This is a genomic window from Rhizobium sp. SU303 (assembly GCF_021052345.1).
Lineage (GTDB): Bacteria > Pseudomonadota > Alphaproteobacteria > Rhizobiales > Rhizobiaceae > Rhizobium > Rhizobium laguerreae.
On record NZ_CP088096.1, the window covers coordinates 597268 to 619524 of the forward strand.

The 22257-nt window shown below is 60.1% G+C and carries 20 protein-coding genes and 2 pseudogenes; 12 read left to right on the plus strand and 10 right to left on the minus strand.

The window, feature by feature from the left end:
* The 6 genes from urtC to RlegSU303_RS27450 form a co-directional block, all read right to left on the minus strand.
* Window positions 1-1140, minus strand: a complete 1140-nt coding sequence (gene urtC, locus RlegSU303_RS27425; protein ID WP_017956942.1) for an urea ABC transporter permease subunit UrtC — start codon at window positions 1138-1140, stop codon at window positions 1-3.
* Window position 1141: 1 nt separating this feature from the next.
* A complete protein-coding gene (urtB, locus tag RlegSU303_RS27430; protein ID WP_131719909.1) occupies window positions 1142-2035 on the minus strand; it encodes an urea ABC transporter permease subunit UrtB in 894 nt (297 codons plus the stop codon).
* 151 nt (window positions 2036-2186) lie between these two features.
* Complete coding sequence (locus RlegSU303_RS27435) at window positions 2187-3437, minus strand: transporter substrate-binding domain-containing protein (protein ID WP_131719908.1); 1251 nt, start codon at window positions 3435-3437, stop codon at window positions 2187-2189.
* 248 nt (window positions 3438-3685) lie between these two features.
* Complete coding sequence (locus RlegSU303_RS27440) at window positions 3686-4294, minus strand: ANTAR domain-containing response regulator (protein WP_017956939.1); 609 nt, start codon at window positions 4292-4294, stop codon at window positions 3686-3688.
* A gap of 12 nt (window positions 4295-4306) precedes the next feature.
* Window positions 4307-5458, minus strand: a complete 1152-nt coding sequence (locus RlegSU303_RS27445) for a transporter substrate-binding domain-containing protein (RefSeq protein WP_017956938.1) — start codon at window positions 5456-5458, stop codon at window positions 4307-4309.
* A 328-nt stretch (window positions 5459-5786) separates the two neighbouring features.
* Window positions 5787-6740 carry a LacI family DNA-binding transcriptional regulator gene (locus RlegSU303_RS27450; protein WP_231283870.1) on the minus strand — a complete coding sequence of 318 codons (954 nt, stop codon included), beginning with the start codon at window positions 6738-6740 and terminating at the stop codon, window positions 5787-5789.
* A 305-nt stretch (window positions 6741-7045) separates the two neighbouring features.
* On the opposite strand from RlegSU303_RS27450, the gene RlegSU303_RS27455 reads away from it, so the two are divergent.
* The 9 genes and pseudogenes from RlegSU303_RS27455 (at window position 7046) to RlegSU303_RS27495 (ending at window position 17031) form a co-directional block, all read left to right on the plus strand.
* Window positions 7046-8026 carry a Bug family tripartite tricarboxylate transporter substrate binding protein gene (locus RlegSU303_RS27455; protein WP_017956935.1) on the plus strand — a complete coding sequence of 327 codons (981 nt, stop codon included), beginning with the start codon at window positions 7046-7048 and terminating at the stop codon, window positions 8024-8026.
* A 61-nt stretch (window positions 8027-8087) separates the two neighbouring features.
* Entirely contained in the window at window positions 8088-8564 is a 477-nt protein-coding gene (locus tag RlegSU303_RS27460) for a tripartite tricarboxylate transporter TctB family protein (protein WP_017956934.1), read from the plus strand.
* A 36-nt stretch (window positions 8565-8600) separates the two neighbouring features.
* Window positions 8601-10100 carry a tripartite tricarboxylate transporter permease gene (locus RlegSU303_RS27465; RefSeq protein ID WP_017956933.1) on the plus strand — a complete coding sequence of 500 codons (1500 nt, stop codon included), beginning with the start codon at window positions 8601-8603 and terminating at the stop codon, window positions 10098-10100.
* Between the two features lie 50 nt (window positions 10101-10150).
* Window positions 10151-11885 (plus strand): annotated as a pseudogene (araD, locus tag RlegSU303_RS27470) (L-arabinonate dehydratase).
* Window positions 11886-11914: 29 nt separating this feature from the next.
* Window positions 11915-12622, plus strand: coding sequence for a ribonuclease activity regulator RraA (locus tag RlegSU303_RS27475; RefSeq protein WP_231283871.1), 708 nt, complete (start codon window positions 11915-11917; stop codon window positions 12620-12622).
* Between the two features lie 166 nt (window positions 12623-12788).
* On the plus strand, window positions 12789-12980 hold the full coding sequence (locus RlegSU303_RS27480; RefSeq protein ID WP_205920933.1) for a hypothetical protein: 192 nt from the start codon (window positions 12789-12791) through the stop codon (window positions 12978-12980).
* A gap of 396 nt (window positions 12981-13376) precedes the next feature.
* Window positions 13377-13991 carry an alpha-ketoglutarate-dependent dioxygenase AlkB gene (locus RlegSU303_RS27485; protein WP_131719906.1) on the plus strand — a complete coding sequence of 205 codons (615 nt, stop codon included), beginning with the start codon at window positions 13377-13379 and terminating at the stop codon, window positions 13989-13991.
* A 722-nt stretch (window positions 13992-14713) separates the two neighbouring features.
* Window positions 14714-14995: a hypothetical protein gene (locus RlegSU303_RS27490; protein WP_231283872.1), complete on the plus strand. Its 282-nt coding sequence runs from the start codon at window positions 14714-14716 to the stop codon at window positions 14993-14995.
* A 74-nt stretch (window positions 14996-15069) separates the two neighbouring features.
* Window positions 15070-17031 (plus strand): AI-2E family transporter, encoded by a 1962-nt coding sequence (locus RlegSU303_RS27495; RefSeq protein WP_131719905.1) that lies wholly within the window; start codon window positions 15070-15072, stop codon window positions 17029-17031.
* A gap of 815 nt (window positions 17032-17846) precedes the next feature.
* Here the strand turns inward: RlegSU303_RS27495 and RlegSU303_RS27500 are convergent.
* From RlegSU303_RS27500 to RlegSU303_RS27510, 3 genes are all read right to left on the minus strand, one after another.
* Entirely contained in the window at window positions 17847-18089 is a 243-nt protein-coding gene (locus RlegSU303_RS27500) for a hypothetical protein (protein WP_094087785.1), read from the minus strand.
* A 292-nt stretch (window positions 18090-18381) separates the two neighbouring features.
* Complete coding sequence (locus RlegSU303_RS27505; RefSeq protein WP_231283873.1) at window positions 18382-18549, minus strand: hypothetical protein; 168 nt, start codon at window positions 18547-18549, stop codon at window positions 18382-18384.
* A 17-nt stretch (window positions 18550-18566) separates the two neighbouring features.
* A complete protein-coding gene (locus RlegSU303_RS27510) occupies window positions 18567-18824 on the minus strand; it encodes a CrpP-related protein (protein WP_094087784.1) in 258 nt (85 codons plus the stop codon).
* 647 nt (window positions 18825-19471) lie between these two features.
* On the opposite strand from RlegSU303_RS27510, the gene RlegSU303_RS27515 reads away from it, so the two are divergent.
* On the plus strand, window positions 19472-19690 hold the full coding sequence (locus RlegSU303_RS27515) for a helix-turn-helix domain-containing protein (RefSeq protein WP_017956926.1): 219 nt from the start codon (window positions 19472-19474) through the stop codon (window positions 19688-19690).
* A 71-nt stretch (window positions 19691-19761) separates the two neighbouring features.
* Here RlegSU303_RS27515 and RlegSU303_RS27520 read toward each other — a convergent pair whose 3' ends face one another.
* A complete protein-coding gene (locus RlegSU303_RS27520) occupies window positions 19762-20370 on the minus strand; it encodes a J domain-containing protein (RefSeq protein WP_017956925.1) in 609 nt (202 codons plus the stop codon).
* Between the two features lie 446 nt (window positions 20371-20816).
* On the opposite strand from RlegSU303_RS27520, the pseudogene RlegSU303_RS27525 reads away from it, so the two are divergent.
* Window positions 20817-20951: pseudogene (locus tag RlegSU303_RS27525) on the plus strand (LysR family transcriptional regulator); the annotation flags it as partial.
* Between the two features lie 269 nt (window positions 20952-21220).
* Complete coding sequence (locus tag RlegSU303_RS27530) at window positions 21221-22129, plus strand: ArdC family protein (protein ID WP_131719904.1); 909 nt, start codon at window positions 21221-21223, stop codon at window positions 22127-22129.
* Window positions 22130-22257 lie beyond the last annotated feature (128 nt).

Consider the following 22257-nt stretch of genomic DNA (forward strand, 5'->3'; position numbering starts at 1 on the left):
TCACAATGCCTCGCTTTGTTGCTGCAACGATGGAGATCCCGCGCCCGGTTTGAGCCGGCGGATAAACTGCCGCAGCACATCATGTGCAAGGCCGCCAAGGCCACGCGGCATGAACAATACGACGAGCACGAAGATGAGACCGATGATCGCCTTCCATGCCTCGACCAGCGCCTCGGTCTCGCTGACCTCCGCCTCGATCATGTTGATCAGGATCGCGCCGATGCAGGCGCCAAGCAGGGAGGAGCGGCCGCCGACGGCAGCCCAGACCACCATCGTCACGGAAAAGGACAGGTCCATGAAGGTCGGAGACGCAAACTCCGCGACGACCACGTAGAGCATGCCGGCAACGCCGGCGATCCCCGCCGAAATCACGAAGAAGAACACCTGGTAGAGCGAGACATCGAAGCCGAGATAGCGGGCGCGCACGTGATCGTCGCGGATCGCCTGCAGGATCATGCCCGCGCGGGTTTCAACGATGAGACGGGCACCGATGAGTGTCAGCGACAGGCACGCGGCACACAGATAATAGGTCGCCCGGCTATAGGGATCGAATTCGATGCCACCGATCGTCAGCCAACCAAGATCTGTCAGGCCGTTGAACCCGTTTGTCACCGGTTGCGCATCGACCATGACGAGACGGACAAGCAGAACGAGCGCCAGCGTGATGATCGAGACGAAAACGCCGGAAATGCGCTTGCGGAAAACCAGCATGCCGAGTGCTCCGGCAATCACCACCGGAAGCACGATGCCGAGCACAAGCCCCACCGACTGGCTTTGAAACGGAAGCCAGAGGAAGGAGCCCTTGTTGATGCAACAAAGCTCCGTCGGCGCGCCAGGCTCGGCATTCCAGAGCATGAAATCAGGAACCGGCTTGTCGGAGCCCTGTTGGAGACTGGTCAGGCTCGACAGCTTCAGCGACATGGCCAGCATGTAGGCGCCGAGACCGAAAAACAGCCCCTGGCCGAGATTGAGAATACCGGCATATCCCCATGTGAGCGCGATGGCGACGCCCAGCATGCCGTAGACCAGGTATTTCGAAATGCGGTTCAGCCAGAATTCGTCGCCAAAAACGGGCGCTGCAAAAATCACCGCGATGAAGAGCACATAGGCGGCGACCTGGAATTTCCGTTCGATGCTCATGTCAGCGCCCCTTGAACGAGAACAGCCCGCTGGGCTTGACGAGAATGACGAGAATGACGACGCCGAACACGACGGCACGCGCCAGGATGTCGTTGGTGCCGATGGCGACCAGTGCATTGATTTCGCCGAGCAGCCCTGACGACAGGATGGTGCCGAAAAGGCTGCCGACCCCGCCGGTGACGACGACCATGAAGCCGTCGACGACCATCGTCGTGCCCATGTCGGGAAAGACGGTCTTGAAGCCGGACATCATGACGCCGGCAACGCCGGCAAGGCCGGAACCGAACGCAAATGTCATGGCGTTGACGCGTTTCACGTCGATGCCGCAGGCTGCGGCCATTTTCGGGTTCCGGATGATGGCGCGAACCTGCATGCCGGCCGCCGTCCAGTAGAGAATGAACCATGTCGCCAGTGTCAGCGCGGCGGTAACGGCGATGATGAAGGCGCGGTAGGCGTTGATGTCAGCGCCGGCGAGCCTGAACGTGCCCTGCAGGTAGGCAGGCACCGCGACGTTCTGCAGGCCGGCCCCAAGACCTTCGACATGAATGCCGAAAAAGGATAGGCCGAATTCCAGCCGCACGGCCTGTTGCAGGAGGATGGCGATCCCCCAGGTGGCGAGAAGCGTGTCCAGCAGACGGCCATAAAGCCGCCGCACAACCACCCGCTCAATCAGTAGACCGAGCAAGGCCGTCACGACGAAGGCCAGCGGGATCGCAAGCAGAAGGCTTGCCTTCAGCCAGATGCCGGAGAGGACGGCGACATAGGCGCCGATCATGACCATCTCGCCATGGGCCATGTTGATGACGCCCATGGCGCCGTAGGTGATGGCAAGGCCAAGCGCCACCAAAAGAAGAATCGAGCCGAGACTGAGGCCGATGAAGAGAATGTCGAGCATAACGCCACCGTTCGTGAGAAGGGCGGGCCGGACTTTCCTGCGACTTGCACCTCCTGAAGACAGGATGGCAGCTTGCGGAAGAAGAGTGGAGGCCCGTCTTACCGAGACATGATCCCGCCACCGATGGATGGCGGGACGACGCGGGGAGGAGTCAGCCCTTGAGCTTTGCGGCGTCGAGACCGTTGCTGGTGCAGAACAGATTGCTCTCCGTCTCGCCATAGGCCGAATAGGGCAGAGGCTTGATCGGCGCCGGGTAGGCGTTCACCACCTTGCTCTGGCCGTTCGCCTGCCATTGCCCGATGCGCGGCGTCAGCCAGCAATGCAGGTTGTCGGGGTCGGTGGTCACCTTGCCGCCAGGCGCTTCGTAGGTTTGGCCACGAATGCCGGCCCTGATCGCGTCAGCCGAAAGATCGCCGGATTTTTCCACGGCCTGCTTCCACAGGAAGACCTGGAAATAGGCGGCTTCGAGAGAGTGGTAGGTCACGGCCTTCGGATCGTTGACGAAGGTCCTGAAGCGGTCGATGAAGCTCTTGTTCGCCGGCGTATCGATCGACATGAAATAGGGGAAGGAGGTGTAGCTTCCGGCCGCATATTCGGCGCCCATCGCCGCGATTTCGATTTCGGAGGTGACCGTCGCGCAGATCGGCAGAACCTCCTGCGAGAGCCCCTGGTTCTTGAACTCGCGGTAGAAGGCGATGATGGAGTCGCCGACCACGTTGGACAGGACCACGTCGGCGCCGGATTCCTTGATCTTGCTGACCATGACGGCCCATTCCGAATGGCCGAGTTCCAGATATTCGTCCGCCACCCATTCGGCGCCGGCCGCCTCGATCAGCTTCTTGGAAACCTTGGCCATTTCGCGCGGATAGACATAGTTCGAGCCGACGATGAAGAATTTCTTCTTGCCCAGTTTCTCGACGATCCAGGGAATGTAGTTGGCGAGCTGCTGGTTCGGAACGGCGCCGGAATAGACGACGTTGCGCGAGCACTCGAAGCCTTCGTAATGCGTCTGGTAGAACAGCATCACGCCGCGTCGCTCGAAGATCGGCAGCACGGCTTTGCGGCTGGCCGATGTGTGGCAGCCGAACACGGTGGAAATCTTGTCCTTGAGGATCAGTTTCGAAGCCTTCTCGCTGAAGGTTTTCGGATCGGAAGCACCGTCTTCGACGACCACCTCGACCTGGCGGCCGAGAACGCCGCCGGTCGCGTTGATTTCGGCCACGGCCATCATGACGCCGTTTGCCAGAAGCTTCTCGGCAACGGAAAGCCCGCCCGTCTGCGAGTAGAGCGCGCCGACCTTGATGGCATCGGCTGCGAAGGCGCGGCTGCCCAGAGCCGGCAGGGCGAGTGCGGCGGAAGCGGTCGCTGCGGTTTTCAGAAATTCTCGTCTGTTGAACACCATCTTGGTTCCCCTTTTTTTGATTGGCGCGCACGGCGGCACGGCCCGCCGAATGGCAAGGCTTTCATGCCGGAAATGAGTAGAGAACTGACGTCACTGTCAGCAGACAACAAAAAACCCGCGAGGCTTGTCACAGCCTGCGGGCATCCTTGCCATCACCGCATCACGGCTGCGCCGCGTGCAACAGCGGCACATGGCTTCGTCAAACGAAGGGATGTGCCGGAGGTGTTTTGTTCGAAACACGTGAAAAACTAATCATGTTTTTGGGACGGGCGCAAGAGCTGTTCGGCGTTGATAATCGAATTGGCGATTTCATCGATCGGCACGCGCCGAGCCATCGCCTGCTCGCGCATTTCACGATATGCCTCATTCTCGCTGGTGCCGCGATTGGCCATCAGAATGGCTTTGGCCCGGGCAAGTTTCTGGTCTCCCAGTACCTTGCGCTTGTATTTGCGCGCTTCCTTGACGAGCTTTTGCCGCTCCAGCCAGAGGTTGCGGGCGATGGCGAGATTGGTCAGCAGACCAAAGGGTTTGATCGGTCTCTCGACAATGGCGAGCGCGCCGCTTTCCAGAACGATCTGCAACGTCGAGGGGTTTTCGTAACCGACGATGGCAAGCATTGTCGGGGCAGGATTGGGGAAAGACTTCAGCAGGCGTTCGATTTCCGGTCGCGCCTCATCTTCCATGGCAAGGAAGACGACATCCGTGCCGTGCGGCAACTCGGCTGGCACCGGCCAGAGGCAACTGACCGTACAACCGATACGGCGCAGGTGATCCACGAGAAACTCCCCTTCGGATGTCCAAGGATGGATGACCAGAACCTTGAGATCCCGCAAATCTCTGAGAAGGGCGAAAGACATCGTCGCTCCTTCTCAAACCTGAACGCGATGTGGGAAAGTCTGCGTCAAGTCCGGGCGATATTCGCGCATGAACGGGTCTGGCGCCACCCGGAGCGACGGATCGTAGACGATGTCATAGCTGCCCTGTGGATTCACCCTTGCCACTCTTGGCCACAGATGCGTGTGATTTGTCAGCCGGTCTATCTTCACCGCACCCTGCGGTGCATCGTACTCGACATCATAGAGAGCCGGCAGAAGCTGCTCAAGCCCGTCGCCACCGGCGCGCTGCAAAGCCGCCGCATAGAGATAAACCTGGAAATAGGCCGCTTCGGCCGGTGCGGTTGGCAGCATCTGTAGGCCGTATCGCCGTTGGTAAGCGGAGACGAAGGCGCGGGCGCGGGGTGTATCCAGAGAGGCGAAGAAGGGGGCTGCGGTAATATGCCCCTCGGCCACCTCCGGTCGCATACGGATCACGTCCGCCTCGCTGGTCGATTGGCTTGCGATCGGCATCGTCGCCGCATCGAATCCGGCCTCCTTGAACGCCGTGTAGAAGGGAATGATACCGTCGCCGACAATCGTCGAATAGATGACATCCGGCTTTGCCGCGCGAATATGCCGGATGATCTTGTCAACGTCCTCGGTTTTGAGGTTCAGGGGAACATACATCTCGTCCAGCACCTTTCCGCCCACCTGAAGAAACAGGTCACTGATCGTCCGGTTGGATTCATAAGGATAGACGTAGTTCGACCCCACAAGGAAAACCCGCTTTCCATAATGCTCGGTCAGGAAGTCGACGAGTTGGACGGAGTTCTGGTTGGGGGCTGCACCCGTATAGATGCAGTGACGGGAGTATTCGAACCCCTCGTAGAGCGTCGGGTAGAACAGCAGTGCATCACGGGCCTCGACGACGGGCAGAACGGCTTTGCGGGTGCTCGACATATGGCAACCGAAAACGACCCGGACCCGATCTTCGTCGCAAAGCTTGACTGCAAGTTCTTTGTAGAGATTGGGCGTCGATTGCGGATCGTACACGACGGGCTCGATCGTCCTGCCGAGCACGCCGCCGGCCGCGTTGATTTCGTCGATCGCCAGCAAGGTCGCGGCCCTCTGGGTTGTTTCCACGGCTCCCGTCACACCCGTTTCGGAGAACAGCACACCGACCCGCCAGTTTTCTGAATGCATCATCGCCCACCAAAAATAAAAAAGCTCCCGCCCGTTTCCGGTCGAGAGCTACCCTGCTCATGGATTATCAGCGGCCCGTTGAAGCCTGCCAAACTATGATGTCAGTTTCCGTGTCCGGTGACAATAGCGGAACGAAAGGCCATGCATGGCTATTCGCGTGCATCCTCAAGCAGCATCGCAGCACCTTTCATCGCGATCATCGCCGTCGGCGTATTGGTGTTGCAGGAGGTGATCGTCGGCATGATCGACGCATGACAGATGCAGTCTGAACGGGCGCGGCATTGGACGAGGGCGGAGACCGAGTTCGGCAAGCGGCCGTAGGTCTGGTGCTTCAGGCCGTCCCACGCACGACGATGTGAAAATCGACATTGATCATCGTCTCCACGGTCTCACCCGCGAGCTTTCTGAGGATCGATTGCGCAGCCTTGGTGCCGATATCGCGGCGGTCGATGCGCACGGTGGTCAGCGGAGGATGAGTGTGCGGGGCGAAGTCGAAGTCTCCGAACCCGACGATGGCGAGATCGTCCGGCATCGTGCATCCCCGCGCATAGGCTTCGGCCAGCGCGCCATGGGCGACGACATCCGACGAGCAGATCACGCCGAGCGTGCCATGGCCGCGGTCGAGAAGCTGCGCCATCGCCTGGCGCCCATCCCGAAACGTCGAAGGCGAGTTCATCTCGAGATCCGGCAGCTCGACCTCGGCAATGCCCGCAAGACGATGGACGAAACCATCCCGGCGCTGGACCGCGCGCGGATCGTTCGCCCCAATCTGGGCGTAACGGTCGTAGCCTTTGCGAAGCAGATGGTCCGCGACCAGCGCGCCCACGGCCGCGTGGGAAAAGCCCACCGCCGTGTCGAGCGGCGACGGTGTCGTATCCCAAATCTCGACGATCGGCAGGCGGGCGCCCGTCAGCATGGCGCGCGTCTCCTTGAGATGCGTGATACCGGTCAGGATGATGCCGTCCGGGCGGCGCGCCAGAATCGCACGCGTCAGCTCCAGCTCCCGTCGTGCGTCGTAGCCGCTCAGGCCGAGCAGCAGCTGATAACCCGCCGCGACGAGTTCCGTGTTCAGTCCCTCGATTGTTTCCGCAAAGATCGTGCTGGAAACCGCGGGAACGATGGCGGCAATCAGCTTGGTCCGACGGGATGCCAGGCCGCCGGCGAGCAGATTGGGAACGTAGCCGGTCCGGGCTATGACGCGTTCGATCGCTTCCAGGGTCTTGGGCTTGACGAGGCTCGGCGTATTGATCGCCCGCGACACGGTGACGGGGGATACGTCGGCCATTCTTGCGATATCGGCCAACGTGACCGGGCCCGACGATGTTGTCTGCCTGTTTTTGATTTGATCCGCCATGGTTTCCCCCTGTAAAATGATCTACGCTTTCATTTCATGTTCGATCAAGAGGCTTGAGGCAAAATCGCCGCCCAATAATACTAAGCGCTTGATTATAATACACTAAAAATTTTCCTTAACGGCTTGCGGCGAGCCAGCGCGACGATAAAATGGAAGCGCTTTCATTTCATCTGGGAGAGGACCTGGAAGAGGTGACGATTCAAAACTGGCGAGAGCCAGGCAAGGGAGGAGAGACCATGCACCTGAAGAAGTTCGTGACATTCACAATTGCGGCGACGTTAGGACTGGCCGGCGCACAGCCTGGGCGAGCCGCCGACGAGTATCCGTCTAAGACCGTCACCGTCGTCGTTCCGTTCGCAGCTGGGGGCAACACCGACACGTTCGGCCGCCTCGTAGCCGAAGAACTGGACAAGCGCCTGGGGCAACGGTTCATTGTAGAAAACAAGCCCGGAGCCGGCGGCAATATCGGCCTTGGCGATCTGGCACGGTCGAAACCCGATGGTTACACGATCGGCATGGGTACGGTGAGCTCGAACGCGATCAACCAGACGCTTTACAAGACCTTGCCCTATGACAAGGAAAAGGGCTTCGAGCCGATCTCCCTGATTGCGAGCCTGCCGAACGTGCTGGTGGTCAATCCCGACAAGATCAAGGCAAATTCCGTCGAGGAGCTGGTTGCGTTCCTGAAATCGGAGCCAGGCAAGCACACGTATGCTTCTTCGGGTGTCGGCACCTCCATCCACCTTGCGGGCGAATTGTTGGCCACCAAGACCGGCATCAAGATGACCCACGTTCCCTACAAGGGCAGCAGCCAGGCCATTCTCGATGTCGTAGCGGGTCACGTAGACATGATGTTCGACAACATCCCGACGGCAGCGCAGCAGGTCAAGGCCGGCAAGGTCAAGGCGCTCGCCGTGACGAGCCTGGAGAGGGCCGACCTTCTTCCCGATGTGCCGACAATGGCAAGCGTCATCCCCGGCTTCGAAGCGACGTCCTGGCACGGCCTCTTTGCCCCTCCCGGCACGCCGCCCGAGATCGTCGAAAAGCTCAGCAAGGAAGTGCAGGCCATCATCGCCGATCCGGCCATGACGGCGAAGCTCAAGGGGATGGGAGTCAAGCCTATCGGCAGCACGTCGGCCGAGTTCAAGGACTTCATCGCCAAGGAAACGGCGAAGTGGGCCGACGTCATCAAGGCTGCGAACGTCCCCCTGCAATGACCTGTCTTGCCGGCCGGCGCTTGCCGGGCCGGCAACACCCTTCATATGCGAGACCTTTCCTATGCTGAAGATAAGAAACGGCCGTGACTTCATCGGCGGCTTGACGATGATCTGCGTTGCCCTCCTGTTCATCTGGTTCGGCCGGGAACTGAACGTCGGCAATTCCTTCCAGATGGGGCCCGGCTATTTCCCGGTCATGCTGAGCCTGCTTCTGATCGCAATCGGAGCACTGATTGTTGTGGGATCGATCGTCGTTCATGCGCAGGAAAGCGAACCGGAAACGTGGAACTGGATGGCTTTCGCACTGGTCATCCTCGGGCCTGTCGGTTTCGGCCTAGCACTATCCGGTCTCGGATTGGCGCCCACCATGTTCCTTCTCATCGTCGGGGTAGCGGCTGCCAGCCGCTATGCGAACTGGCGGCATTCGATCCTGCTCGGCCTGTTTCTATCGGTCTGTTCCGTTCTGCTGTTCACGCGGCTGCTGGCACTACCTGTCAGCGCCTTCGGGCCGTGGGTTCCCTTCTTCGGCAGCGTTTGACTTTGGCGGGCAGCCGACAACCGGATTGGATTTTCTATGGACCTTTTCTCGAACCTCATGCTCGGTGCATCGACCGCCTTTCTTCCGATGAACCTGCTCTACGGTTTCATTGGGTGCCTTCTGGGCACGGCCATCGGCGTGCTGCCGGGCCTCGGGCCGACCGCGACGATTGCCATGCTGCTGCCGATCACCTTCGGCTTGCCGCCCGAATCCGCGCTCATCATGCTTGCGGGCATTTTCTACGGCGCCCAGTACGGCGGCTCGACGACGGCCATCCTGATCAACCTTCCCGGTGAAAGCTCCTCGGTCGTCACGGCGATCGATGGTTATCAGATGGCACGCAACGGTCGGGCCGGCGCCGCTCTCGCGACGGCCGCGCTCGGCTCCTTCTTCGCCGGCACGGTGGCGACGATCCTGCTGGCCATGGCGGCGCCGCCCCTGGCTGCCGTCGCACTCAACTTCGGCCCGGCGGAGTATTTTTCGCTCATGGTGCTCGGGCTCGTCGCATCGGTGGCGCTGGCGAGCGGATCGTTGCCGAAAGCCATGGCGATGATCGTTTTCGGACTGATGCTCGGCACAGTGGGAACCGACGTCGAGAGCGGCACGCCACGCTATGTCTTCGACGTTCCCGAACTCTATGACGGCCTGAATTTCGTCGCCGTCAGCATGGGCATATTCGGGATCTGCGAGATCCTTCGAAATCTCGAGAATGAGCAGGAGAGGTCGGTCGGTGTCAAGCGCGTGACCGGGTTGATGCTGACGAGGGATGAAGCCAGGCGCATTGTCGGCCCCGTCCTGCGCGGCACGGCGCTCGGCTCGTTTCTCGGCGTCCTTCCCGGGGGCGGCGCCATGCTCGCGTCCTTTGCATCCTACGCGATGGAGAAGCGCCTGTCCCCGAATCGGGCGGAGTTCGGCAAGGGTGCGATCGAAGGCGTGGCGGCGCCCGAGTCGGCCAACAATGCCGGTGCGCAAACCTCGTTCATCCCCATGCTGACGCTCGGCATTCCCGGCAACCCGGTGATGGCCCTGATGGTGGGGGCAATGATCATGCAGGGTATCACGCCCGGCCCGAACGTCATTTCGGAAGAGCCGGCCCTCTTCTGGGGCATGATCGTTTCGATGTGGTCGGGCAACCTGATGCTGGTCGTTCTCAACCTGCCGCTCATCGGTCTTTGGGTGCGGATGCTGACGGTGCCTTACCACCTGCTGTTCCCGGCCATCATCGGCTTCTGCTGCATCGGCGCCTATAGCATCAACAACAGCGTCTTCGACGTTTTCGTCATGGCGGGCTTCAGCGTCGTCGGCTTCGCGCTGAGCAAGCTGCGCTTCGAGGCAGCGCCCTTGCTGCTTGGTTTTATTCTTGGCCCGATGCTGGAGGAGAACCTGCGGCGTGCCATGCTAATCAGTCAGGGCGACCCGACGATCTTCCTGCGCAGCCCGCTCAGCCTCTCGCTCCTCGTTTTCGCCGTCGTCGTCCTAGCGCTCGTGCTGGCGCCGGGCATCAGCCGCAAGCGCGAAGAGGCATTTACGGAATAACGGACGGTCAACGTCCAATGCACGGGTGCCGGTCGGCACGGGAGTTCGGAATGGCAGACGGAAAGACATATGAAGACCTGCGCTCGGCGCGATGGATGGTGCCGGACGACCAGCGCTCCTTCGGCCACCGCTCGCGCACCATGCAGATGGGATATGCGCCGGAAGACTGGGAGGGAAGGCCCATCATCGCGATCCTCAACACGTGGTCGGATGCCCAACCGTGTCACATGCATTTTCGCGAGCGGGTGGAGTGGGTCAAGCGCGGCGTGCTGCAATCGGGCGGCTTCCCCATGGAGCTGCCGGCGCTCTCGCTGTCGGAAAATTTCGTCAAGCCGACCACAATGCTCTACCGCAACATGCTGGCCATGGAGACCGAGGAGCTGCTGCGTTCGCATCCCGTCGACGGCGCCATCCTGATGGGCGGGTGCGACAAGACCACGCCGGGTCTGGTGAGGCGCAGTCTCGATGGGCCTTCCCTTCATCTACCTTCCCGCCGGCCCCATGCTGCGCGGCAACTATGCCGGCAAGGCACTGGGTTCGGGAACCGATGGCTTCAAGTATTGGGATGAGAGACGGGCCGGAACCTTGTCCAAGGAGGAATGGCAGGGGATCGAAGGCGGCATCGCCCGCAGCTACGGCCATTGCATGACGATGGGCACGGCCTCGACTATGACGGCGATCGCCGAGGCCATGGGCCTGACACTTCCCAACGCCTCCTGCATTCCGGCAGCGGACGCGAACCACCAGCGCATGTCCGCAAGCTGCGGCCGGCGCATCGTCGAGATGGTTTGGGAAGACCTGACGCCGGACAAGATAATCACGCAGGCGGCCATCGACAATGCCGTGACCGTCGCCATGGCCACCGGCTGTTCGACCAATGCGATCATACATCTGATTGCCATGGCGCGCCGCGCCGGCATACCGCTCGCCCTCGACGATCTCGATCGGATCGGCCGCACGACACCCGTCATCGCCAATATCCGCCCTTCGGGAACGACGTACCTGATGGAAGACTTCTTCTATGCGGGCGGGCTTCGCGCGCTGATGAAGCAACTGGGCGACAAGCTGGATCCCACTGCCATCACCGTCACCGGCAGGCCGCTGGTCGAGGGGCTCGAACAGGTCAAGGTGTGGAACGAGGACATCATCCGGCCGCTCACCGATCCCGTCTATCACGAGGGTTCGCTCGCCGTGCTCAAGGGCAATCTCTGCCCGGATGGCGCTGTGATCAAACCGGCCGCCTGCGACCCGGTGTTCCACCGCCATCGCGGTCCGGCCCTCGTTGCGGATAGCTATGCGGAACTCAAGGCGATCATCGACGATCCGGGTTATCCGCTGACGCCGGAGACTGTGCTGGTGTTGCGCAATGCCGGCCCTCAAGGTGGACCGGGCATGCCCGAATGGGGCATGATCCCGATGCCGAAAGCGCTCTTGAAGCTCGGACTGCGCGACATGGTGCGGATTTCCGATGCGCGCATGTCTGGGACGAGCTTCGGCGCTTGCGTTCTTCACGTTTCGCCCGAGGCCTATATCGGCGGCCCGCTTGCGCTGCTGAAGACCGGCGACATGGTGGAGCTGGATGTCCCGGCGCGCAGCCTCAACATGTTGGTGCCGGAGGCAGAGCTCAACGAGCGGCGCCCACGCTGGGTCGCGCCGGAGCCGCGCTATGAACGAGGCTACGGCTTCATGTTCACGAAGCACATCGAGCAGGCCGACAAAGGCTGTGACTTTGACTTTCTCAAAACCGACTTCGGCACGCGCGTATCCGAGCCGGTGATCAATTGACCAGATGGGACGATGTCCAAGGAGGAACGATGAACCCCGTAACCCGTGAGAAGCTGATGGGCGTTTCCGTCGCGACGTTGTGTTCGGCGCTCTACAAGCGCGGTCTGCGAAACCAGACAATCCAGGACGTGCGCCCTGTCAGGGCGAAGGGCCGGAACATGGTCGGCCCCGCATTCACGCTGCGCTACATGCCGGCGCGGGAAGACCGGAACCCCATGACGGTCTTCCGCGATCCGAAGCATCCCCAGCGCCACGCTATCGAAACCTGCCCAGAGGGCCACGTTCTGGTCATGGACAGCCGCAAGGATGCCCGCGCCGCGTCCGCCGGTGATATCCTGATCACCCGTCTGATGGTGCGCGGGGCAGGGGTCGTTACAGACGGCGGCTTTCGCGATGCGATGACGATCGGAGAGCTCGACATTCCGGCCTACCACCATCGTCCCTCCAGTCCGACGAACCTGACGCTGCATGAAGCGATCGACATCAACGTGCCGATCGGCTGCGGCGATCTTGCTGTCTTCCCCGGCGACATCATGGTCGGCGACGACGACAGCGTGATCGTCATCCCGGCCGAGATCGCCGACGAAATCGCGCATGAGGCGGTGGAAATGACCGCCTATGAGGACTTCGCCGTCGAAAGGGTGAAGCAGGGCCACACGATCATCGGCCTTTATCCTGCAACGGACGAGAACAATCTCATGCTATTTGCCGAGTGGCGAAAGACCAACAACCAGTAGGCAATAGGCTCTGGTTTCCAGAGCTCAAATGCGGAGTGCTGAGCCGCCTTATTGCAGATCCAGCACTCTGGATTGATTCATCAAAGTTCATATAGCGTTAGACCATCATCCGCGGCCTCGAAAACGGCCAGATCAATCTCGGCGCCAGGCAGATATCGGCTCCCTGATGGCGCTCGATTCGATTACCGTCGTGGTCATCGGCGGTACCTCGCTGATGGGCGGCGAGTTCTGTTTGGCGCAGTGCGATCGGCCTGCTGATCGTCGCCGTCTTGACCAACCTGCTCGCCAGCCTTGCAGTGCCAGTGCCATCAGCACCCATGCCGGAAACGTCCTGATCGTGCAGTCCATGCCGACCTGAAGAACTGCAAGTGTTCGCGACCGGCAGGAGCCTTTGTAACGCCGCCGAAGCCGTCGCGTGGAACCGGGCCAATCCTACGAACACGTCAGCCCCACTAGTCTTCGGCATGGTGAAGCCAAAACATTTCCTCACCGGAAAATCTTACGATGCCACTGATGCTAGACACGCCGACCGACGAAACCTGCTGGCCGCGCGGCTGTTGCTCTTGACCGTCATCCCAAAGGAACAACACTCCACTTAAGGGGTTTGCCTTCCTCAATCGACAGGAGGACGACATGGTAACGATAGAACGTGAGATCAACGCCCGCTGCCCGATCTATGCACCGAGATGAGCAGGGTGCACCGAGGATTTCCCAGCGCCGGTAACTCCAGTGCCGCGTAGGCTGACACTTCGTCATGAACCGAACGCACCAAGGAGACCTGTTTGCCCAAGCCGAAGCGGAGCTGCCTGAAGGCTTCCGCTACGGAGCAGCCATCGTTCCTGAACCCGAACAGTCTCGTCTTCTCGAACAGATACCATTGTTGCCGCTCAAACCCTTCGATTTTCATGGCTTCGAGGGTAAAAGAAGGGTCGTCTCCTTTGGCTGGAAGTATGATTTCGAGACGGAAAGGATGAAGCCCGCTGAGAGCATCCCCGATTTCCTTCTTCCGGTGCGTGAGCTTGCCGCCGCCTTTGCCGGGATCGAGGCCAAGCTGCTGGAGCAAGCGCTGGTCAGCGAATATGGCGAAGGCGCGCCGATTGGATGGCACAAGGACAAGAAAGTATTTGGCAGGGTCGTCGGCCTGTCGCTGTTATCCCCTTGCATATTCAGGCTGAGACGGCGGGCTGGCTCCAAGTGGCAGCGCGTCTCGCTTACGGTTGAGCCGGGCTCAGCATATCTGCTATCTGGGGCGGCCCGAAGCGAGTGGGAGCATTCCATTCCGGCGGTGGAAAAACTGCGCTATTCGATCACGTTTCGCGAGATAAGCCGATCGATGTCAGGTGGTGACCTTGCAAACGGCTCCGGCTGATAAGACGGGGCCGACAAATAGCAGGGGATTGTTTCGATTTTTGCCTCGTGAAGTCGGCTGACGTTTGGAGGCGGATCTTCCTGACCAAACCGTCCGCCGTGCGGAAGATCTTTCAGCAGCAGCGGCTGAATAGCCGTCGAACGTTGGCCGTCAGCTTCTCGTCGATAGGAGGGCGGTAAAAAGTCACAGCGTTTGCGCTCGCTAACGGTGTGCCCCGCTTCGAGCAACGCGACGGCACGGTGCGGTACAAGACGGAGGCGGGATTTATTGGAACATTGCTTTCGGACACCCATTCCCAGTTCTCCAGTTCAACGCGAAGGAGAGCCTAATGGCCACCATGGTCGGTAACGAATCCAGCATACCGATCCGCGAGATATGGTTCCACGACGTGAACCGCTGTTCGCAGTCGGGGTATATTCGGGTATGCAAGGAACTAAAACTCTACGGGGTAGTTGCTTGCTCACGGTCGTGAGATCGCGGCCGAACCGAAAAAGACATTTCCAAATCAAACATGACTATGCCGCGACGCAGCCACCGCTGGTCGCCCGATGTCTTCGCCCAATGACCGCTTCAAATGAGCCTTGACTCGGCCACGCATCCCACCATGCGATACGTTCGCTGACTGCCCATGCCATAAGGAGAAGAAACTGACCGAGTTCCAGGACATCAGAATAACCGAACTGGATGTAGATGCGTCCGGCCCGGCTGAAAGCGGGCCGTTGATGAACATGGTTCTCAACTTGTCTGCCGACGCGCCTGCCTACTGGCGCGACGCGTTCACGGATGCGTGGAAGCAACCCGCACCCGCAATGAGGCGGCAGGCTGTCGTCGATGGCAGCAAGCTCACCTCGACTTGCATGGCATTCGAACTTCAGGGGCAGATCGACCAATTGAACGAGGTGATATCGGCGACCAACGACGCCTGTCGCCTTGGCACCGAGCAAGTCGCGCTTAGACAGAGCGGCGAACTCAGCGACTTGAAGGCCAAGCTGCGATACGACTGAGCACTTACGAATAGGATGTGCGCCTCCATCCAGGTCGAGCGCATAAGTTTTCCTTTGAAGATAGGGGGCGGGCGGTGAGCGGAGCGGAACTTTCAAAGACCACGAAGGGGCCGACCGGCGAACCCCATCGACTCGCAGTGGGCGAGGGCGAGCTTCGCAGCAAGCTGTCGGGCAGCACAATATTGATTCTCATTGGAGTCGCCGTCATCCTCCGGCTGGGCCAGGAGATCTTCGTTCCCCTCGCGCTGTCGCTTCTCCTTGCGTTCACGCTGGCCCCGATCGTCTCTTTCCTTCGCAAGCGATCCGTTCCAAAGATCGCCGCTGTTCTTCTCGCCGTTGTGTCAGCGTTTTGCGCGATCGCCGTATTCAGCATGGTCGTGGCGACGCAGGTGACGAACCTTGCGGAGAACATCCCCACCTATCAAAGAAATCTGGTCGACAAGGTTCATTCCCTCGCCCAAGCGGGCGCCGGAAACGGCGTCCTCGACCATCTGAGCAGGGCGGTCGAACGCGTCGGCGCCGAGATCCAGACGCGGGCCATCGAAAGCAAGAGCCCGACGGCCCAGACGCCCACGATCCGCGAACCGATGCCAGTCGAGATCGTGACACGTTCGGATCCGATCCAGACGCTGGGCAACCTTCTTCTGCCGCTCATCAGCCCGTTCGCGACCGCTGGTCTCGTGGTCGTGCTTGTGATCTTCATGCTCCTCGAGCGAGAAGACCTGCGCGACCGTTTCATCCGGCTGATTGGTTTGGGAGACCTTCACCGCACGACCGCGGCTCTCCAGGACGCAGGCAAGCGGGTCGGGCGATACCTGCTGATGCAGTTGGTGGTGAACACGCTCTACGCCGTGCCGATCTCCATCGGCCTGTGGGCGCTCGGCATTCCGAACGCCATCCTCTGGGGGCTGCTCACACTTGTTCTGCGGTTCGTGCCATATATCGGCGCGATTATCGGCATGATCCTTCCGTTGTTTCTGGCCCTCGCGATCGCGCCTGGCTGGTCGCTCGTGGTCTGGGTCGGCGCTCTCTATCTGACCACAGAACTCGTCAGCAACAACGTGCTCGAGCCATGGCTCTACGGGGCCAACACCGGTCTTTCGCCTCTTGCCATCATTATTTCGGCGATCTTCTGGTCGTGGCTGTGGGGGCCGCTGGGACTGATGCTCTCGACGCCTTTGACTGTCTGTCTGGTCGTGCTCGGAAGACACGTCCCCCAGTTCGGTGTCCTCGATGTCCTGCTTGGCAACGAGCCGGTTCTGGAGCCTCACGAGAAGCTCTACCAGCGTCTCCTCGCGGGCGATCCGAACGAAGCCTCCGACAACGCCGAGGAGTTCCTGCAAGAGGAATATCTCATCGACTATTACGACAATGTGGGCCTTCCTGCGCTCCTGCTTGGCGAGACCGACCGTCAGCGCGGCGTATTGTCGGAAAACCAGATCATTCTGGTGGCGTCCAGCTCGCTGTCTTTGGTGGAGAACCTGTCGGACATTGCGGAGGAGGAGGAGAACGAGGACGAGACCGCATCGGACGCCGGTCTCGAAACGGGTTCCGAACGGGAACTTCCCGATGGCCAGGGCCGCTCCTTATTGTGCATCGGAGGCCGCGGCGGTTTGGACGACGCCGCCGCCGCGATGCTTTCGCAGGTGCTGGAGGTCCAGGGAGCAACGTCAACGACGTCATCATATTCCGATCATGCCGCGCGAGGATCTCTCGCTTTTCCCATCGACGGGGTCGACACGGCGATCGTCGTATATCTAAACGGCAATTCGAAGTCTCGCGCCCGTCAGATCATTCGTCGACTGAAGCGACTTAAGCCTGACCTGCGCGTCGGGCTTCTCATGCCGACGGCGAATGGTGTGGATTATCCGCCGATCGACCCGTCCGAGATCGATGCCGACTTCATCGAGACGTCGATAGCGCAGGCGGCCCGATCCGGCCTAGTCATGTCGACGCCCGTAAGTCTCAAAACCGTAGTTCGGAAGATTGCGCGGCGCGGACTGCCCTCCGGCAGGCCATCCGCTGCATCGAATTGAAAATCGGTTCTCCTTCGCTGCTCGTATTGACGGTGCTGGTGCTTTCGTTTTCCGCCGCCGTGAAAGAGTCGCCTTCAAGCCGACGCGGTCGCGACCCCTTGCACTTCGATGGCCTTCGGACGACATGCCACGTAAACCGCAAGGGTAATTGCAAGCGCGGTTGCCGTCGCTCCAAAGACCAGGCGATACGTCACGTCCGCGCTGAAAGGAAGCTCCGCGAGGACTCCAAAAACTGAAGACGGCGCCGACACCCCAGGAAAACTAGCGTGTTGAGTGCTCCCAGTCCGATGCCTCTCATTCGATACGGCAACAATGCCTGTGCCTCGGTAATCGCCACGGGATGAACATTGTCCATCGCGTAGAGAAGGGCCAATCCCGCAGGTGCGGAAAGAATACTGAAAGCCGGCGTGAAGGCGAGAAGAAGCGCACTAAGAAGGCCGACCACGTAGGTTGCGGTTACCGCTCGTGATCGCCTTCCAGCGGCATGTGCACGGCCTGGACGTCGAAGTGGTCTTCATCGGCCAAAGAGATAATCCCCTTAATCCGCAGCATATCCATGTCCGTTCGGTCAAAACGGTGCCGGTGGTGGTTCGATCTGAGACACGATGGTGGTCCTCCTGAACGATGTGCAGCAGGCAGTTGCTGCCGGCGGTCCGTTCGCACAGCTATACGACCTCATCCGACAGTTTGGCATCGATCCAACTGCGGACAGGATGGTCGCTTACGGGCAGCTTCTGTCTTTTTTCGTGCCACGAGGCTCGGTCTGGCCGCGTGGGGTCATATCGCCAGATGCCTGGCGAGATAATGGAGACCGTTTATCCGAATTCCCCAACCCTGCCAACGCTGAAAACAACCTCGGATTCGCCTTCCTCGCCGACAACAGGGTCATTCTGCCGCCGCCATACCACAACCCCAACATGTTTAGTTATCAGTACCTCCGCCTCCTCGATCGCGGCCTCCTCGTTCGCCGCCACCCGTGGCTCGAACGCTCGGACGGCCTGATCTCGGTCATCAAGGTCAAAGGCGACGATGTAGACAGTTGTGAACGTGCCGGGCATGCAGGTCTCCCTTCCGTTGGGAAACGGAACGTCGACCCTGATGTTCCACGCTGTTTCGAGCGGTCGAGACGAGTTGGCTAGGAGCCGCAATGCTGGCGATCAATGGCGCGTTCAGCGGGAAGGCGGTGTCGTTACCCAGTCGTTCGGCAGCTGTTCGATCTCTCGGGAAGCCTGGCGGGTCTCGCAGATCGCGGTCTGAAAACTGCGCTGAATTGCTGCCCATTCGTGTGGATAGGGCTCGTGATCTCGCGGACCTTCGCCTCGCCCCAGCCTTGGAGCGTCCAATATTTGGTCATGGCGTCAAATGGCTATGTCCCTTCAATTCGGCGGCCTTTACCGCTCCTGGTTTAAGGAGCGCCCTGAAATCATTGCCCATGGGGCCAGCAAGACAAAGATCAGGGAGCATCTGACCATCAGGTTCGGGATCGAGCCAGACTTCGTGGATGAGTTCATTTTTCATTGGAACGCGCTATTACATTACGCATCGAGCGGGCGTCGGTTGGCAATCGAGATCAGCTCCTTGAAGTGAGTCCCAATCCTACCTTCGCGGCTAGCGTCCTCGGCTTCCCAACCGAACTTCCAGGCGTCGTGACGCGCAAGCCAATCCCCGAGAGCGCTGGTGTCGGCAGTAGGCATCCCATGGGCCGCGAGGTATGGGTTCTCGTGGGCTTTCAGGCCAAGCACCCGCGCCCTTGATCCTGCTTCCTGTAGATCAATCAGCTCTTCAATTGTCATGCGCGATCCCCCACGATGTCGGAGACGGTAGCATCGCAATCCGCGCATGCAAGCGGTTGCTAAAGAATGGGTTAATTTGGGACAGTTGCGTGTGACGAGCGGCTCCGGTCAGCAATGTCGACCGGTCGAAAAAATTGAGGAAGAGGTTCACGAGGGGTTCAGGTTATCTGGCGACACTGGAGACTGGGAGAGGGCTGGGGCAGAATTTGAGATAATGTCGTGATCTTCGCGATGATTGTGGTCGCCAGCAGTTTCGTGGCGAGCAGAGTTGTAGTGATCGGCGGCATAAGCCAGGCGAGCCCAATGTCCGCAGATTTGAGGCAGGCGCAGGCCTCGGCCATCAGAATGGTGTCAATTCCTTTCGTTCGAATCGGAGGGTCACAAAAAGCGCTCAAATGTTTTCGTTCGCGGGTCGGCCGCTCCGCTGCAGCCGAGCACGAGCGCCGCAGGTGGGCCGTGGCACCTCTCGCTGGCCGCCACGCGAAGTAGTCCCTGCGACGACGCGTCAGACTGTACTCCGCCTCGCAAATGGTAGAAGGAGTGCCTCGCGGAATTCGGATGAACTGTCTACCGCTGGACCCGGGCGGTCGTGCTGGACTATGAAACGCTTTTTAAACGTCCGGCCACCAAAAAGGAGCTTTAACGACATGAACGTCCTCTCTAAGATTGTGAAACCCGCTGCCGCACCGTCCGTCGGAGCCCTGTTTGCGGAAGCTCGTGCGGCTCGCGGCTATTCGCTGGATGACGTTGCAGAAACCACTGGTCTGACTGTGGCCGAGGTGACAGCTCTGGAGAACGACGTGGATTACGACCTCTCAAGGATACGAAGGACCGCAGCCGCGCTAGGGGTTTTGGACAAGATTTGAAACTCTCGTCGGGCACTGCGCTTTTTGCGCGACGGCGTCCTGCCTGTTGACCCGGGGACTATGTCCCGGATCTAGCAGAACCCGTTCAACTTGAGGATTTTATGGGCGTCGATTGCCGCCTGGAGCTCATCTTCTGAATTTCGATCTCCGAGGTTGGCGTCTGGATGGTGCAACTTGAGCATCTGCTTATACCGGCGTCTAATCTCCTCGGGCGTCGCGTCTTGCGAAAGGCCGAGTGTTTCGAAGGCTTTTGCTTCCAAAACCTTGAGCTTGCGTCGCTGGAGATCAGCTTTCTTTGCTTGATGCAGTGCAGCAATCTTGCGTGCGTTAAGGGTTTTTGCCGTGCCGGAGCGGACGGTCGAAGGGAGCGGCGTCTCTGTCGCATGATCTACGCAGGTCCCCCATGTCTTACGGCTGCCGCTTGCTGCTTCCTTCTGATAGCGGGCCGTTACCGGATCGGACAGATTGCTCGCGAAATTATATCCCTTGTTGTATTCCCTCGTATGTTGCGGACAGAACATAAGATACAAACCATCCGCGTCGCGACCAACGGGCGCACGATTGGTGCCGCCTCTTTCGCAGCCGTCCCATTGGCATTTCGGCTGGGAAGGCTCGGGAAGCGGAGCTGATTTTTTGCCGGTTGGCCTCAGGCCGACGAAAATTTTCGAATCAAAAGTCATCGCGCGTTATATGGTGTCTTCATCGAACCGGCAAGCTACGACGCAGAGTGTCGTTCGAGGCTATGCAGGATTCCGCGGGCTGCTCCTCCTGTCAATTTGGGCAGGGGCTGCTGCGGCCCGTCGAGCAATTGTGGCGATCCTCAGACGGGCCAGCAGCCGCAAATAGGAAACTGCTAAAAGACTATTTGGTGAAGGCGAAATTAGCGAACTTGTCAAATTTTAGGGTTTTAAGCAGCGAGTGATCCTTCCGATAAATGGGTCGAGAGACGCATGGTTATGCACCCGTCGCCGGCTTGAAGCCAGATTTGATGCTGGCTGTTTGACCACATCGAAAGCCCTCTTCGCCGGCCGGAAGACCGCACGACACAATAAGAGTTGCCATTTTTGACGCCGAATTCATCCTAAACGACTTCAGGCTCTTCATTTAAAGTATCGGCAGATCTGCGCATGAGGCGCACGAGCTGAAGGCAGTCAAAGGCATTGACTTCCCGATCGAGCTTGGCGTTGGCTGGAGCAAGGACGGCTCAATCGCCTCGAGTGATGACATCGTGGTCGCCCGGTCATTGGTGTGGCCGGGCAGGGAAGCCACCTTCGCTGCGGTTCATCTGCGGTGTGGACGACCTGATACCGCTTTGCGGATCTGCCTTCTACCTCCATCAGCACCTCCCGACCAGGATTGCAGCCTTGCGTCCTGCGCCGGCTTTGGTCCTGCCAGGCTCGCGCCGCCGGCAACGGCTTTGCCGTCCTCCACTGCGTTGCGGCCCTGCGGGTGCAGGCAGCACTTGCGGCCCGGCTTTCGGACCGCCGTAGCAGGTCGCGGTGGCCGCGACCTCGAAACGGAGGTTCAGACATGAGCAGACAACGATCCGATATCTACAGCCGCATCACCGCCAGAATCATCGCCGATCTCGAACAGGGCGTGCGGCCATGGACCAAACCCTGGACGACGGGACATGCGGCAAGTGAGGTCAGCCGGCCACTGCGCCACAACGGCCAACCCTACACCGGGATCAACGTCCTGCTCCTCTGGTCCGAAGCCATTGCCCGTGGCTTTGTCTCATCAAGATGGATGACGTTTCGCCAGGCAATCGAACTCGGCGGCGCCGTTCGCAAGGGCGAAACCGGCACAACCGTCGTCTTCGCCAGTTCGTTCATCCGCACCGAGACGACCGAGACGGGCACCGAGATCGAACAGGATATCCCGTTCCTCAAAGCCTACACGGTGTTCAACACCGATCAGATCGCCGGTCTCAACGGCCACTTTGACGACATCGCACCTCACCAGGATCCGATGAGCCGGATTGGCGATGCCGGCCGCTTCTTTGCCAATACCGGCGCCCTGATCCGGCACGGAGGATCGGCTGCCTATTATGCCGCTCAGCGTGATTACATCCAGATGCCCTGCCTGGATGCCTTCAGGGACGACGCCGCATATGTCGCCGTCCTCAGCCACGAGATGACGCATTGGACCGGCGCACCGCGACGACTTAATCGCGATCTCAGCCGCTACGCGAAAGACCGGAGCGAACGCGCTCGGGAAGAACTCATTGCCGAACTCGGCAGCTCGTTTCTCTGCGCCGATCTCGGCATCGTCCCCGAGCTCGAACCGCGCCCGGACCACGCACGCTATATCGATAGCTGGCTGAAGGTTCTGGGCAACGACAAGCGCGCCATCTTTTCGGCAGCAGCACATGCGCAGCGCGCCGTCGACTACCTGCATTCCTTGCAGCCGAGGCTCGACGAGGAGGAGGCGGCGTGAGCCGTCTCTTCCTTGGCTGATGACATGCCTGCATGACCAGGCCGCCCCGGGCCTTGCACCCCCGCAGTGAAAACCTACGCGCGGCTCTGCAGCCCTGTCGCGCCGCCGACGATAAGTTGTCACCCGTC